Here is a 15,078-nt window from a genome sequence, read left to right as displayed (position 1 = left end):
AGTCCAAATATTTACTGTCACTATCTTTAACTGATTGTTTGCTTTTAAGACTATAATTTCTTTTCTTTTTTCAATTTCCTATATCTCTTCTCAAAAACAAATACTGTTTTGTCTAAAGAAAGAATTAAAGTAATGAGTAACAAAACTTATTTGCTTATATACTCATTAGACTTATTGCATATACTCCTTTTAAAGGTAGTTTGTCCACAGAATCTAGTAATGCTTGACATATTTTATAGTAACAATATCTTTTTATTAAAATTTTGGAGATATTTAGATTAACTTATGAAAATTGCTAAATTACAGGCAAAGATACTTTTTTCAGCATTAAATAAATGGAATAACGCCGGTTTACTTGGATAATACAACTATATTACTTAAACACGATATAGAAATATTAAATTTTGATTGGAAGAAATTAGCTAGATATTCTTTTTGGGTTTCTTGAATATGTATAGTTAATGCTATTTTGTCTGATCGTTATATCTACACGAATTATTAGAATATATTTTTAATGCCCCGTATCTGCCGAAATTTATTACCTTATCAACTTTATCGAGAATAATTTATTTTGTTGGTTTTAAAAGACAGCAACAAAAACCAGAGAAAATTTTTAGCAATGGGGCAGTATTATTTTGAGGGGTCTTAACCACTGTTTGTGCTATTTATCAACTAGGAAAAGCATTTGATTCAGGGAGTGGACATTTTTCCATTTTATTGCTTTTATCTTTTATTGTTTATGCCATATTAGGATATTTCTCTAAATCAAATTTAATTTGGTGTGTTGCTTTAATTGCACTAGGTAGTTGGATGGGAGCAGAAACCGGGTATATGTCAGGATGGGGAGCATATTACTTAGGTATGAATTATCCATTACGTTTTATATTATTTGGAGGAATATTAGCATTCGCTGCTCTTGCACTAGAAGAAAATAAAACATTCAATCATTTTACTCAAGTAACTCTTGTAGTTGGTTTATTATACTCATTTATTGCCATGTGGTTATTATCAATATTTGGAAATTATGATCCTGAAGATTATTACTTAAAGCCGGTAAAGCCGATAGAATTATTTTATTGGTCTTTATTATGTGTCTTAATGTCTGGAGTAGCTATTTATCACGGTTCAAAACAAGATAATTCGGTAACTAAAGGATTCGAGGTTACTTTTTTATTTATTAATTTATATACAAGATTTTTTGAATACAACTCATAAAGCAGTATTTTTACAATTCTAGGAATAAGCTTTTGGTAGCTTGGAAGTAAAGCAGAGAAAATTTGGAATCTTACTGCCAAGAAATAATTAATATATAAAGTTCTGCTTTTGTAAGGCACGTATATATTCAGATAGAACTTAAAAAATGGGCAGTAATGTCTTTGTAAACCCTCGAATGCCGAACATTTCATAACTGCTGTTGTTTCTTGTCTGTGGCTTCTCTGCTCTTTTTAGCTATAAATTATAAGTTTTTTTTGAAATAGGATATATCCTCTCAAAAATATTATTAATTTTCGCTAAAAAATTTCTTTAATTATCACAATTAAAGTTATTTTGTTAACAGTCCCATAAAGTAGTTTTTAAGCAATAATATATAAATTAATTATTTTTAATTCATAAAGTATCTTAATAAAATATAATAAATATCCTACAATAATATTAAAAAATATTAAGGATAAAATATATGAATTACTTAGGATATGGTGGTATTGCTCTTGGAACAATACTTGCATAGTAATATCATTTAATGTGAATAAATCAATATTAGGGGCTATCATTCATGGATTTTTTGGATGGTTTTATATTGTATATTATTTGTTATTTAGAAAATAGACTTCTTGCATAACCTCCTTCTAAAGGCGATTTGTACGTCAATCCGGTACTCGCATCCTCACGTTACTTGCATGTACGCTGCGGTGGCAAGTGCTTCCGTCTTTCTTTCAAGTCTCTCTTTCTAGATAGGTTATGCAAGAAGTCTAATAATAGGCATCATCTACGAGAATAAAAGCTTTAAGTTGCTTTAAAGAGTGAAGTTTGTTAATCTCTATAAAAACATATTTGAGATTATATGATAACTACATATTTAAAGGAAAATAGTTCTATAGTAAAAAATGAAGAATATATTATTAATGAATCCACATTATGGATTGATTTATTCAATATAACAGATGAAGAAAAAGTAATAGTAAAAAATACATTAAATATAGAAATACCGACTTTAAAGGACATATCGCAAATTGAGATTTCTGAGAGGTTATATGTTGAAAATGAGGCGTTATATCTAACTATTACGGAACTCGTTAATAAAGAGCAAGAATTTCCTGAAACACATTCTATAGTATTTATTTTGCATAAATGTTGTCTTATAACAGTTCATTACGTAGAATTAATACCCTTTAATGACTGTATAAATAAATTTGCTAAGCAGCTTAATAACAAACATAATGCAGAAAATATTTTATTTATGTTACTTCGTAATATGGTAACAAGATTATCGAATATTGTACAGTCGATTAGTATGGATATTGATGATTATGGACGTTTAATACTTGATAATAAAATTAATGATTTGCGTATAGATCATACCAATGTATTAAAGAAAATAGGTCGAAAAGGTGATTTACTTTCTAAAAGCCGTGAGTGTTTATTTTCTTTAACTATGGCTATTCAATATATTTTAAAATTTCCACAAATAACTCACAATAAAGCATCTAAGGATCTATTAGATACATTGCTTCGAGACGTAGGCTCAATAATTAATTTTTCACAATTTATATCTAGCGAGATTGCAAGAACCCTAGACGCAGCACTCGGTATGATTGCAATTGAACAAAATAATATTATTAAAATTTTCTCGTTGGTTACTATATTTTTTCTCCCACCCACTTTAATAGCTAGTATTTACGGCATGAATTTTACCGTAATGCCTGAGCTTAAATCACCATATGGTTATCCTATAGCCTTATTCTTAATGCTATTATCTACAATTATTACCTATAAATATTTTAAGAAACGGAAGTGGTGGTAAGTTTTTATTGAGAATAGTTCGATAGAATTTTGCATAAAAATCAATGACCGTATTTTATAGTCAATTGATTTGGACTCACCTACATCATTACTCGTTGCTTTCCTATTAGTTATAGGCTTCGTGCCTTGCGCCTTTTATGCAAATCTCATTGAATGACTATATTACCAACAGTTAAAATTTCTTAAATTTCAATTTAATAATAATTAGGATTTAAATATGAGCGAATTAGATTTTGCAGTAGAAAAGACAAGTTTTATAGTAAGTGTTATTGATGCTATTGAAGAGTATATAAAAGCAGAATTTTTATTTGACTATGAAAAGCAAAAAGAAAATTTTCAATATATCCAAGGTGATTTAAATAATTTTGAATTGCCTGAGATTATTAAAAATTCTGGAGTCATGCAAGAATTCTTTAGATTAAAATCAGAATTTAGGAAATATATTAAAGATAAAAATTATACAATAGAGGATGAATTTTTTGCAGAAATATATAAAAAATCAAGTATATCTATAGAAGAGAAAATTGTAGAAATAGATACAAAAATAGAGCGTATTAAAAACGATCAACCTGAAAATGAAGAAAAAAAGGCTTGGGAGTGGAATAAGAGTAATGAATTAGAGCGAAAAGCAATAGAAGAGGTGTATAAGAAAAAACAAGATAAGGAAAGTATAGATAGTTATAAACAATTAGGGGCAAGGGTACAAGCGGTAAGAGCTAAATCATCAATAGAAAAGATGGAAGATCATTTTTTAGTGAAAGAGAAAATATTAAGTGCAGAAGAAATGAAAGCTATTATTTCAAATCGTGAATTATTAAATACATTAGCTAGTTATAATTATATGGCTAGTGCAAATGCAGTAACAAAATTATTTGAAATTGCTCGTAATTATTATTAAGATGATAAGCACAAAGGCATAAATGAACTTGGAGCAATAAACGATACAAACAAAAACAACTTATCTTCTTAATGAAAATATTTAAAAATTACTTAAACAAAAGCAACTTAGTTTTAAAGATATTGATTACGTAGTTGGTCATGAGTTAGATAAGTTATGTGAGTTAATAGCAGGAAATAGTACAATCCTTACTTTTAATAATGATCAAATACATAACAGTAATGATTTTTTTGATTTAGCAATATTAGATAGGTTAGAAGAAACGCTCAAAAAGTGAGCTGATGATTTTACGGTAAATGATGAGCGGATAAAATTCTATAGAACACTAACAGAAGAAAATGATAAAAAATTCTTTTTTGAAAATTGGAAGTTAATAAAATGGTGTTCCGATACCATAACTTATAAGGAACTATTGCAGTTGTTACCTAGTAAAAATTTTATTAGATCTCTTAAAAGATAGAAATTTATATAAATTAACAGAAAAAATGACTATTTCTAAAAATGAGTTACTTGAGATGTCACAAGAGGCATAAGAAAATTATTTAAAAGAAATAAAGGTTGAAGATTGTTTAGATATTCATTTAGACTCTATGAACATGAATACTCTTAAACTTATTATAGCATCAAATGTGATTCTTAGTAATATCTAATTCAATTCTGATACTACCGTAATTATAGAAGCAGGAAGGTCTTTGAATATCGTTGGTACAATAAATCTAGTATCAGGCAGTACTTTAAATATATCTAGTGAGGGTACATTAGGGTCAAATATTGTTTCAAAAGGTATAATAGAAAATATAAATAATGGTCAATCAGTAATTAAGGATCACTTCTGAAATTCTTTTAAATAATACTATTGCACTCAATTTAAATTTTATGGAAGAAAATACGGATAGTAATTCAGATACAACAATATTGGGAAATACTGATCCGGAGATTTAATAAATAATATTGTAAGTTCTTTCTAAACTCTATTTTTATTCGCAACTAGGGATAAGATTTTTTTTAATCTTATCCCTTTTTTGCCGGTTACTTTATAGCCTTATTTTCAATGCTATTATCTATAATTATCAACTCTAAATTTTTATAAATACTATATAGCTTTATATGATTTTTTCTTGTTAAAAACTTAACAGCTATGAATAAAATACCAACTATATCTTGACTTTTATAAAAAATTACCATATTATATGGTAATTCCTATAGGAGATGATAATTAAGTTAATTATATAATATATAAGGATATAAATATGCAAAAAATATTGTTTAAAGGTCCGGATATAAGTGTGAGAAATGCAAATTCTGATATCAAGGAAATAAAAACCTTAGCTGAATTACCTTCAGGTACAGGTAGTGAATATTTTATAAGTGCACATGGATTAGAGTTTTTCTATAAACCTACTAATTTAGGTTTAGTGGGAAGAATTAAATCATACTTTATGCCTGAGCCTTCTTACTTATCAATGCGTATATTTTCTGATGAAGGTACAACTTCTGTGTTAGATATTACACTGCTTAATAAAATACAAAATAATACCACTGCAAATCAATGTAATATTGTTCATATATTTTCTTGTCATTCAGGAGCCGCTCAACATCATTTAGATTGGATACAGGGCAATATGGTGTTATGCACTTATAATAAGGCCAGCGATGCAAATATTGTACTATTAGCTCAAAATAATTACGATGCTAGAACAAAAAATGACTCTTTATTTGAATATGTAAGCGATCATTTTCATCTATTAGTAGCATCAGATTTTAGTATAAGCTATAAATTAGACGATCAAATTTATAGTTTTTCTTTAAGTGCTAATAAAATTAAACAGATGAAAAGCATAAAGGAGTTGCCGGCTTTTCTCCATAAAGAATATAAAGCTTTTGTAAAATTTTATAAAAATATTCATGCGAAATATCATGAATCATATCCTGAAATATTTAACTTAAATATAGAAACAAAGCCGAAAGAATTAACATACGATGACTTAATCAGGGTATTTAGTAGCGCTTTAACCTTAGAAGTATATAATTTTAATAAATTTTCTCTAAGCAAGATAGAGACTATGTTAAATCAGAAAGGATTATGCACTGATTCTAGTATAGCGAACGCTATAGAGAACGGGAATTCTAAACTATTAATTTGTTTACTTAATTATGGTGATACTAAAGTAAGTACCTATAATCTTGATAAGGCTATAGAGAAAGGTGATTTAGCTATTCTAAAAGCTGTACTTGAGCATAGTACTACAAACATAGAATCATATAATCTTGATAAGGCTATAGAGAAAGGTGATTTAGCTATTCTAAAAGCTGTACTTGAGCATAGTACTACAAACATAGAATCATATAATCTTAATAAGGCTATAGAGAAAGGTGATTTAGCTATTCTAAAAGCTGTACTTGAGCATCCTACTATAGAGGTAGGTAGCTATAATATTTATAAGGCAGAAGAGGCACATAATTTAGACGTTATCGAATTAGTAAAAAAATATTATAATTCTACTATAAATACTATTACGTCTGAAGAAAATACTATATATACAACACTTACTGTAGTAGAAGAAGTACCGGCATTAGGAGAGGGGACAGAGGGAGTATAAGTAATAAAATTCAATATTATTCCCGTGGAAGGCTTGCTTGCATGGTTTGAAAAACCTACTCGATGTCATTCCCGCTTTCTCGGGAATGACATAAAACAAGCCATGCCACAACGCAGCGACTGCAAGGAGCGTGGTAATCTATAAAAAATAGTAAAAATTTGTAGATCAGAATTTTTTACTGGATTGCTTCGTCAAAATTTTCAATTTTTCCTCGCAATGACGGCAAAACCAAGCCACGTGAGTAATGCCAAGTCATTTCAAAGACCTCTTCGTACACTCTACTTCTAGAGGTAATTTGTACGTCGATCCGGTACTCGAATCCTCACGTACTCTTTTGTATGCTGCGGTTCTGTGTTCCGTGTCTCCTTCAAATTCCTCTCTATAAGCGAGTTCCCGAAGAGGTCTATTAAAATCTAAATATTTCTTAGAATTACTTTACTTAATTCATAATTCAAGTGTGAGAAGTTTATCTCTTCAAATCCTTTTCTCGGAATAATAATCATTGCAAATTTTATAGCCTTAAAGCTAGAATCACTAACAATAATTCTAATTAGATGTCGTATACGCCTTTTAATTTTGTTGCGAACTACAGCTTTTTTATTTAGCTTTCTGCTAACTTTGATTCCTAAAAAGGTATTATATTTTGATTCAAGGAAGCTTTTTGGAAGTTTTGTGGCGATTACCAAAATAAAATATCTCTCATGGAGCTTCTTTCCAAGCTTATTTATAAGCTCAAATTCTTTTTGATTTTTTAAAGAGGTAATAGACAATTTGGTAAGTCAGATTATTTTAAGCAGATAATTTATGTCTACCTTTAGCACGACGCTTTCTTAAGATTGCTCTTCCGGTTGGAGTCGCCATTCTAGATCTAAAACCATGTCTTCTTTTTCTAACTAAATTACTAGGTTGAAATGTACGTTTCATAATATTTATACCGAACGAAAATAAAAATTAATTATTATAAATATGTCATCCCGTGGTCAAGCCACGGGATGACATTAAATACTTAAATATGTGCTTTTGCTTTTTCTACGATACTTACGAATCCGTCACTGTTATTGACGGCAAGTTCTGCAAGTACTTTGCGATCTATATCGATTTCTGCTTTTTTAAGAGCTCCCATAAATTGAGAGTAAACAAGCCCATGTTCTCTTACTGCTGCATTTATTCTTTGAATCCATAAGCCTCTAAAATCACGTTTATGGTTTCTACGATCTCTATAAGCATATTGGAGGGCTTTTTCTACTTTTTCAATAGCTACTCTAAAACAGCTATTTGCTCTACCTCTATAGCCTTTGGCTAATTTAAGGATTTTCTTATGTCGACTTTTGGAAATTTTTCCTGATTTTGCACGTGTCATTGCTTTAGCTCCTAGTTAATTAATTTATACCGTACGGTAAAAAATATTTTTTAATATTATATCCGTCTTGAGGACAAAGTATTGTAGTTCCTCTAAGGTTACGAATTTGAGCTTTAGTACGACGACGCATAAAATGTTTTTTACCTGCTTGAGATGCAATAACCTTGCCGCTAGCAGTAAGTTTAAAACGTTTTTTTACAGCAGATTTTGTTTTTAATTTAGGCATATTGTTCCTTATAATTGGTATTTCTAGGTTGAGACGGTAAAACATTAGGCATACCAAAGCCATATTACCGATGAAACCTAGATAATAGTTTTTTTATTAGTTATTGCAAGATTTTTTTATAAAAATGTACTATAATGTTTTTAATCAATCTATAATAATTTAAAAATGTTTGGACAAAATCCTAAAAGAAGCATATTAAACGGTGACGGTACTCAGTTAGAGGTACAGTCTATTTTTAAGACTATACAAGGGGAGGGCATTTTTGTAGGTTGTCCTGCGATCTTTATTAGGCTTGGAGGATGTAATCTTGCTTGTAATTTTTGTGATACGGAGTTTGAAGATTTTGATTTAGTAGATATAGATAAGATTTTGAATAAAGTAGAAAGCCTGGCATTAAATTCTAAAAATGAAAAATCGATTAATTTAGTAGTAATAACCGGCGGTGAGCCGATGCGTCAACCTATAGAGTTATTATGTCAGAAGTTATTAGACCGAGATGTTAAAGTTCAAATAGAGACTAACGGTACGTTATATCGTTCTTTGCCGAAAGAAGTGTCTATAATTTGTTCGCCGAAGGTAGGTAAAACCGGTTATAGTAAAATAAGAGAAGATTTATTGCCCAAAATTAGTGCGGTGAAATTTATCGTTGCTAAAAATATTTTAGAATATAGTCTCATACCGGAAGTAGGGCAAACCTCTTATAATATACCGGTTTTTATTCAACCTATGGATCAAAACAACCAAAGACTTAATGGCGAAAATAATGAGTTAGCAGTAAAATTAGCATTAGAGAGCGGTGCTAGATTATCTCTGCAAACTCATAAATTTTTAAATATCCCATAGATTTAGGTCGCCGTATGACCCCTTTTCATCACCTAATAATATTACTATTCCAACGTTACCATTGTCAGAATTAGAAGGGTAAAGCTCTTTAAAAATTTTAATTATAACGATATAATTTCCCTCATTGTCTTTGTTGTTCTACAGAAGGGAAAGGTAAGATAATTTTGTCAGAATCTATGTTACTTTTTGATGTTGATGTTATCATAGATTCAATTGAAAACTTTCGGTACAGAATTGTTGGAGTTGTGCTACATGTAATTACCTGCTTTTCATTGTCTAAATTAGAACCTCCGCATTGTCTGCTTGTTCTCTAACATTTGTTTGGTAGCACATATGTAATATACTAAACTAAATCTAAGTGAATTTTGCATTCCGGTTCTTTAATTTTTAACAAGAGTATTGATGCATAAGAATCGTCATCTTCACTATCTTCACTCTCGCTGTCACTCCCAAATATAGTCAGCGTCAGAAGAGTACATAATAGATTCAAGGAGAAAATCCTTATTATATCCTTGGCAGCAATTTCTTCTCCACAGTTTGAGGGATTTGCAATACGCTTAGGTTGTATCTGTTTCATAATTTCCTTACAAAATAATTTCGGTTAGAACTAAATTTCTTTTCAATATCCAGTAAATTAAAGAATTTTAACTAAGGAATATATTACTACTATATTCTAGTCAAAAATTAATTTACTTGAATTTTTAATTGTACTTAAGTATGATAATGAAGATTTATAATAAGTTAATATGGGGTAATAATGAGTGAAATATTAGAACTTGAAGCGGAATCCCGCACGGAATTCGGTACGGGAGCAGCAAGAGCATTAAGAAGAGCAGGGCGTGTTCCGGCTATTATTTATGGAGCGGGTAAAACACCTGTTAGTATTTCTTTGGAAGAAAAAGAAATAACTAAATATTATAGAAAGCCGGCTTTTATCTCTCAGTTAATTAATTTAACAATTGATAAGAAAAAATATAAAGTATTGCCGAAGGCTGTAGACTTACATCCTGTTACGGATATAGTACGCCATGTTGATTTTGTCTTTTTAGAAGAGAAAACCCAAAAAATGGAAGTACCTGTAGTATATGAAGGAAAGAAAGAGCTTTAGGCGTTAAAAGAGGTGGATACTTTAATATAGTAAAAAGAAGAATTACTTTATTATGTGATGTTAATAATATCCCAAGAAACGTAACTATAGATGTTACTAATATGCCTATGGCTACTTCGCTAAAATCGTCAAAAATAGAATTACCAAAAGGATGTAGTTTTGTTACAAAAAAAGAATTTGTCCTTGCAACTATTATAGGACGTAGAGGAGCAAAAACTGAAGCTGAAGGGGAACAACAAGCCGCTGAAGCAGGGAAGTAAGATAATTTTCACGATAAGGACTTGCTTAGATACTTAAATCGTTATTGCAAGGATTCGTAGGCGTTGTTGTTTGGCTCGTTTTATGCCATTCCTAGCTAGAAGTGGGAATCCGGTAATCTTTAATTGTTATACTGCGAGCTTATAGCGGTATCCAGTCTTTGTTAATTTTTTTCTGGATACCGTGGTCAAGCCACGGTATGACATCGGGTAGGTTTTTCGATCCACGCAATAATGCTGAGCTAAGAATGACATTATTCTGTACTTCTTGCAAATCAATACTTCTTTAAAAATTTTCCATTACTATTTACTTAGGTAAATTATTATGATTCTTGTTATTGGTCTTGGTAATCCAGGAAAAGAGTATCAATATACGAGGCATAATGTCGGCTTTATTGCTATAGAGAAAATAGCAAACCAATATAATTCATCATTTAGTACAAAGAAAAAATTCAATTGTGAAATTGCTGAAACTATTAGTGATGGACAAAAGATAATTTTTATAAAGCCTATCACCTATATGAACTTGTCCGGTAAGTCAGTGATATCGGTGAAAACATATTATAATATCCACCCCGCAAAAATCTTTGTTATTCATGATGATATTGATTTAGAAACAGGTAGAATAAAATTTAAAACCGGTGGCGGTAATGGCGGGCATAATGGTTTAAAGTCGATTGATGGGGTTATAGGTAATAATTATAACCGGATTAGGATTGGAGTCGGTAGACCGCAAAATAATCAGGATGTAGCAGATTACGTACTTAATAATTTCTCTAAACCGGAGTATGAAGCAGTAATGCAAGATATAGATAGAATCACTAGTAGCTTTGGTTTAATATTGGAGAATAAGTTAGAAGAATTTAAGAATAAGATAGCTTGATATATTCAATGTTATTCCTACGACTTGATCGACGTTGCTGAGTGGATACCAACTCGTCATTGCGAGGAAAAACTGTAAGTTTTGACGAAGCAATCTCAGGAATTCTATACTACTGCACGAGATTGCCACATTGATGCTACGCATCTCCTCGCAATGACGGGAAAACGATATTGAAACTAAACAGCAAAGAAGCAACGATTTATGACACAAAATTTTGAAATTGTTTATGCTGATGCAATGGATAGAACTCATAGAACTATAATTATTGAGGCTTTGAACAAAGATGCTAGAGAACACAAGGGGTTAGTAGGATATATTGAATCTTTTTCATTTTCCTGTTTAGATCAGGATAAAAATTTTGTTGTAGGAATTAGCGGTATGAGTTCTTGGGGGGATTTTACATTGATTCACTCTTTGTTAATGAAAATATAAGAAACTAAAATTATTATGGTACTGTACTAATGCAAAAGGCTGAGGATTTAGCACGTGAACGAGGCTGTAATTTTATTCATCTTGTTACTATGGATTTCCAAGCAAAATCGTTTTATGAGACACTGGGGTATAAAATTGAATTTGCTATGCACGGTTACGAAAAAGATTCTATAATGTATTATTTACGGAAAAATTTATGACACTAAAACTCGGAATTGTTGGGTTGCCAAATGTCGGTAAGTCGACGTTATTTAATGCCTTAACGGCAAGTCAGACTGCAGATGCCGCTAATTATCCGTTTTGTACTATTGAGCCTAATAGCAGCAAAGTTTTAGTGCCTGATGCGCGTTTGCATAAACTAGCAAGCTTAGCCGGAAGCGGTAAAATTATTCCGTCTTATATTGAGTTTGTCGATATTGCAGGGCTTGTTCAAGGAGCAAGCAAAGGGGAGGGGCTAGGTAATAAGTTCTTATCTCATATCAGGGAAGTCGATGCAATACTGCACGTACTGCGTTGTTTTGAAGATGAGGATATAACGCACGTACATAACAAAGTCGATCCGCTGCATGACCTCGAGATTATTGAAACGGAATTAATACTTGCCGATATAGAATCGGTTGAAAAGCGTTTAGCTACAAGTGCAAAACGCTTGAAGTCAGGCGATAAAGCAATGGCAGAGCAGATAGAGCTGTTAAAAGAGGTTTATAAGGTATTAGGTGAGGATAAACCTGCAAGAGTGCTAAATGAAGCTTTAAGAGTTGATAATTTAAAACAATTGCAGTTAATTACCTCTAAGCCCGTTTTATATATATGTAACGTACTTGAAAAAGATGCAGCTATAGGTAATGAATTTACAAAATTAGTAGCGGAAAGAGCAAAGAAAGAAAATGCTAAAAGTGTCGTAATTTCTTCAAAAATAGAAGCTGAAATTGCTTTACTTGAAAGCATGGAAGAAAAGGAAGAGTTTTTAAAATTTATAGGTTTAGACGAAACAGGGCTTAGTAAAGTCATTAAAGAGGGGTATAATCTTTTAAACCTTAAAAGCTTTTTTACTATAGGACCAAAGGAAGCCCATAGCTGGACTTTTAAAGACGGCACACTTGCACCGGCTGCTGCCGGTATTATTCATACCGATTTTGAAAAAGGTTTTATCAGAGCAGAAGTTATCGGCTATAAAGATTACATAAATCTCGGTAGTGAAGCAAAAGCCAAGGAAGTAGGTAAAATGCGTTTAGAGGGTAAAGAATATAAAATGCAGGATGGGGATATAGTACATTTTAGATTTAACGTTTAAATAACGATCAGCTATGAAAACAATTTGACCAAAATTGTCTCTTGAAGTTCAAGATAGGCTTGATTATATAGTGCAGCAAATTTTGGCTGTTGCCAAGGATAAAATTGCCCTGATTATCTTGTATGGCTCGTATGCTAGGTGATTGGGTTAAAGATATGTATACGGAAGATCATATTACTTATAGTTATACAAGTGATTTTGACTTTTTAGTAGAAAAAAAGATAAATTTAAGGAGCATGTTACTTTAAGGGTAGAATCTAAGATAGAAAAAAGGTTAGAACAAACAAGCTTAAGAAAAGCCGAGGTTTTTTCGCTAGAACCTTGGATAGACAAGCTTGAAAAAGGGCATTATTTTTATACCGACATTAAGAATGAAGGTATTTTTTTTATATGATAGTGGCGAGCAGCTTTCTCGAGCTAAAAATTTGCCTTGGAGTGAAGTAAAAGAAATGGCTAAAGAAGATTATGAATACTGGTTTGGTAGAGGCAAGAGTTTTTTTATTGATTGTAAATACCCATTAGAAAGAGGTGATTTTAGTAAAAGTGCTTTTGAGCTGCATCAAGCCACTGAAAGTGTTTACAGTAGCATTTTATTAGTTTTTGCCTGTTACAAACCAAAGTTACACGATATAAGAAAGCTAGGTGTATATTGTGTAAATTATAATGTTGAACTACTTAAAGTATTTCTGCAATCGTCTCCCGAACAAAAAGAATGTTTTGAATTACTAGAAAAAGCTTACGTTGATGCAATATATGATAAAAATTATAGAATTAGCAGAGAGCAGTTACTTTACTTGATTGAGAGAATAGAAAGATTAAAAATGATAATGGAAAAAATTTGTTTGGAGCGGATTAATCAATAAAACTCGATGAACCGAAATAAAAAAAATCATTTATGAAAATTATTGCGAAGATTCCGGCATGGATGCTTCTATGCTTATTTATTTTATCACCGACTACGGAAACAATTTATACTTCAGGATTACCGAGTTTAACCAAATATTTCAGCATTGACGGTGGTCTCACTCAAATTACATCTACATTATATTTTCTAGGGTTTGCTCTTGGTATATTATCACTCGGCAGATTATCGGATATTTACGGCAGGAGACCTATAGCTTTATTAGGGCTTTTTATTTATGTTGTATCTTCAATTATTAGCATTTTTGCAGTTAATATAGAAATGCTGATGATAGCTCGTTTTGTGCAAGCTTTCGGTGTAAGTGTAGGTTCTGTTATTGGGCAGGCTATGGCTAGAGACTCCTATCAAGGCTTAGAGTTATCATATGTCTATGCTAGCTTATCTCCGTGGCTGTTATTTATCCCTTCTCTAGGTTCATCTATAGGGGGCTATATTATAGAATATTCAAGCTGGCATTATGTTTTTGTATTTTTTAGCCTTACCGGTACTATATTGTTAGCTTTATATTATAAAGTTTTACCTGAAACAAATTCTTATATAGATTTTTCCCAAAGCAGTAAATATTTTGAGGTTTTGCAGGTAATTATTAAAGATAAAATTCTTTGGTTATATGCTTTTATCATCGGTGCATTTAACGGCATATATTACGGTTTTTTCATAGAAGCTCCTTTTATTTTGATTGATAAAATGAAAGTTTCGCCATCTTTTTACGGTAAATTAGCGTTTTTGTTATCTTTTGCCGCTATCTTTGGAGGCTTTTTAGGAGGGTATTTAATAAAAAAATGCCATGTACACGATAAAAAAGTTATGGGTTTAGGATTTATTTTTAGTTTGTGCGGTTGTATATTATTTGCGGTAAATGCTTTTATATTAGAAGTTATTTCAACGAGTCATAATCTTGCAATCGCTATGATATTTGCACCGATGATGATTCATATGGTTGGGCATAATCTACTTATCCCTATGACGCTTCGTTATGCACTGAAGGATTATGCTAAAGTAACAGGTACAGCAGGATCTATATTTGGTGCAATATACTACGTAGTTATCGCTGCTGTAACTTATTTGGTTTCTAAAATACACGGCACAACGATAAGCAATTTTGCTTTATTATGCTTCGTTTTAAGTATTAGCTCTGCTATTTTGTTTTACTGTATTTGGATTTTATATAATAAAAAGTCAAATATTCCTAACTAAACACAGATGTCGTCATTGTGAGCAGCTGTGGTGTTGT

General features: G+C 31.0%; 16 protein-coding genes and 4 pseudogenes. 14 read left to right on the top strand and 6 right to left on the bottom strand.

Annotated features, from left to right (window positions below):
• The first annotated feature begins 717 nt into the window (after nt 1-717).
• From RAT170B_RS07810 to RAT170B_RS03545, 5 genes and pseudogenes are all read left to right on the top strand, one after another.
• Nucleotides 718-1,215: a hypothetical protein gene (locus RAT170B_RS07810; protein ID WP_052691976.1), complete on the top strand. Its 498-nt coding sequence runs from the start codon at nt 718-720 to the stop codon at nt 1,213-1,215.
• Nucleotides 1,216-2,062: 847 nt separating this feature from the next.
• The gene (locus RAT170B_RS03565) at nt 2,063-3,022 is read left to right on the top strand and encodes a magnesium transporter CorA family protein (RefSeq protein ID WP_045805621.1); all 960 of its coding nucleotides are present in this window, start codon (nt 2,063-2,065) and stop codon (nt 3,020-3,022) included.
• Nucleotides 3,023-3,238: 216 nt separating this feature from the next.
• Nucleotides 3,239-3,565 (top strand): annotated as a pseudogene (locus RAT170B_RS12130) (hypothetical protein); the annotation flags it as partial.
• Between the two features lie 944 nt (nt 3,566-4,509).
• Nucleotides 4,510-4,766: pseudogene (locus RAT170B_RS03550) on the top strand (hypothetical protein).
• Between the two features lie 403 nt (nt 4,767-5,169).
• Nucleotides 5,170-6,519, top strand: coding sequence for a hypothetical protein (locus RAT170B_RS03545; protein WP_045805620.1), 1,350 nt, complete (start codon nt 5,170-5,172; stop codon nt 6,517-6,519).
• Between the two features lie 413 nt (nt 6,520-6,932).
• Here the strand turns inward: RAT170B_RS03545 and rnpA are convergent, their stop codons facing one another.
• The 4 genes from rnpA to rpmI all read right to left on the bottom strand — a co-directional run bounded on the left by rnpA (nt 6,933) and on the right by rpmI (nt 8,105).
• Nucleotides 6,933-7,289: a ribonuclease P protein component gene (gene rnpA / locus RAT170B_RS03540; protein ID WP_014014576.1), complete on the bottom strand. Its 357-nt coding sequence runs from the start codon at nt 7,287-7,289 to the stop codon at nt 6,933-6,935.
• A 19-nt stretch (nt 7,290-7,308) separates the two neighbouring features.
• Nucleotides 7,309-7,443, bottom strand: coding sequence for a 50S ribosomal protein L34 (gene rpmH / locus RAT170B_RS03535; protein ID WP_011270688.1), 135 nt, complete (start codon nt 7,441-7,443; stop codon nt 7,309-7,311).
• A gap of 82 nt (nt 7,444-7,525) precedes the next feature.
• On the bottom strand, nt 7,526-7,879 hold the full coding sequence (gene rplT / locus RAT170B_RS03530; protein ID WP_045805619.1) for a 50S ribosomal protein L20: 354 nt from the start codon (nt 7,877-7,879) through the stop codon (nt 7,526-7,528).
• A 19-nt stretch (nt 7,880-7,898) separates the two neighbouring features.
• Nucleotides 7,899-8,105, bottom strand: a complete 207-nt coding sequence (gene rpmI / locus RAT170B_RS03525; RefSeq protein WP_004997924.1) for a 50S ribosomal protein L35 — start codon at nt 8,103-8,105, stop codon at nt 7,899-7,901.
• Between the two features lie 165 nt (nt 8,106-8,270).
• Here rpmI and RAT170B_RS03520 point away from each other — a divergent pair, with 165 nt between their 5' ends.
• Nucleotides 8,271-8,948, top strand: coding sequence for a 7-carboxy-7-deazaguanine synthase QueE (locus tag RAT170B_RS03520; RefSeq protein ID WP_004997925.1), 678 nt, complete (start codon nt 8,271-8,273; stop codon nt 8,946-8,948).
• Nucleotides 8,949-9,291: 343 nt separating this feature from the next.
• On the opposite strand, the gene RAT170B_RS11365 is transcribed toward RAT170B_RS03520, so the two are convergent.
• Nucleotides 9,292-9,525, bottom strand: a complete 234-nt coding sequence (locus tag RAT170B_RS11365) for a hypothetical protein (RefSeq protein WP_014014573.1) — start codon at nt 9,523-9,525, stop codon at nt 9,292-9,294.
• Between the two features lie 180 nt (nt 9,526-9,705).
• Here RAT170B_RS11365 and RAT170B_RS03510 point away from each other — a divergent pair.
• A pseudogene (locus RAT170B_RS03510) lies at nt 9,706-10,316 on the top strand (50S ribosomal protein L25/general stress protein Ctc).
• Nucleotides 10,317-10,455: 139 nt separating this feature from the next.
• On the opposite strand, the gene RAT170B_RS11360 reads toward RAT170B_RS03510, so the two are convergent.
• Nucleotides 10,456-10,587, bottom strand: coding sequence for a hypothetical protein (locus RAT170B_RS11360; protein WP_261368691.1), 132 nt, complete (start codon nt 10,585-10,587; stop codon nt 10,456-10,458).
• A 51-nt stretch (nt 10,588-10,638) separates the two neighbouring features.
• Here RAT170B_RS11360 and pth point away from each other — a divergent pair, with 51 nt between their 5' ends.
• The 7 genes and pseudogenes from pth (at nt 10,639) to RAT170B_RS03475 (ending at nt 15,041) form a co-directional block, all read left to right on the top strand.
• Complete coding sequence (gene pth, locus RAT170B_RS03505) at nt 10,639-11,196, top strand: aminoacyl-tRNA hydrolase (protein WP_045805618.1); 558 nt, start codon at nt 10,639-10,641, stop codon at nt 11,194-11,196.
• Between the two features lie 201 nt (nt 11,197-11,397).
• Nucleotides 11,398-11,628 carry a hypothetical protein gene (locus RAT170B_RS03500; protein WP_045805617.1) on the top strand — a complete coding sequence of 77 codons (231 nt, stop codon included), beginning with the start codon at nt 11,398-11,400 and terminating at the stop codon, nt 11,626-11,628.
• A gap of 29 nt (nt 11,629-11,657) precedes the next feature.
• Nucleotides 11,658-11,828, top strand: a complete 171-nt coding sequence (locus RAT170B_RS03495; RefSeq protein ID WP_024704620.1) for an acetyltransferase — start codon at nt 11,658-11,660, stop codon at nt 11,826-11,828.
• On the top strand, nt 11,825-12,922 hold the full coding sequence (gene ychF / locus RAT170B_RS03490; RefSeq protein ID WP_014014569.1) for a redox-regulated ATPase YchF: 1,098 nt from the start codon (nt 11,825-11,827) through the stop codon (nt 12,920-12,922). Before RAT170B_RS03495 ends, ychF begins: the two co-directional genes overlap by 4 nt.
• Nucleotides 12,923-13,004: 82 nt before the next feature.
• Nucleotides 13,005-13,170, top strand: a pseudogene (locus tag RAT170B_RS10405) (nucleotidyltransferase domain-containing protein).
• A gap of 123 nt (nt 13,171-13,293) precedes the next feature.
• Nucleotides 13,294-13,785, top strand: a complete 492-nt coding sequence (locus RAT170B_RS10400; protein ID WP_261368678.1) for a HEPN domain-containing protein — start codon at nt 13,294-13,296, stop codon at nt 13,783-13,785.
• Between the two features lie 32 nt (nt 13,786-13,817).
• Nucleotides 13,818-15,041, top strand: a complete 1,224-nt coding sequence (locus tag RAT170B_RS03475) for a Bcr/CflA family efflux MFS transporter (RefSeq protein WP_045805616.1) — start codon at nt 13,818-13,820, stop codon at nt 15,039-15,041.
• Nucleotides 15,042-15,078: the final 37 nt, after the last annotated feature.

This window comes from Rickettsia argasii T170-B (assembly GCF_000965185.1).
GTDB classification, from domain to species: domain Bacteria; phylum Pseudomonadota; class Alphaproteobacteria; order Rickettsiales; family Rickettsiaceae; genus Rickettsia; species Rickettsia rickettsii.
Note: the sequence above shows the minus strand (reverse complement) of the source record. Positions and strands in the feature narration are given on the sequence as shown.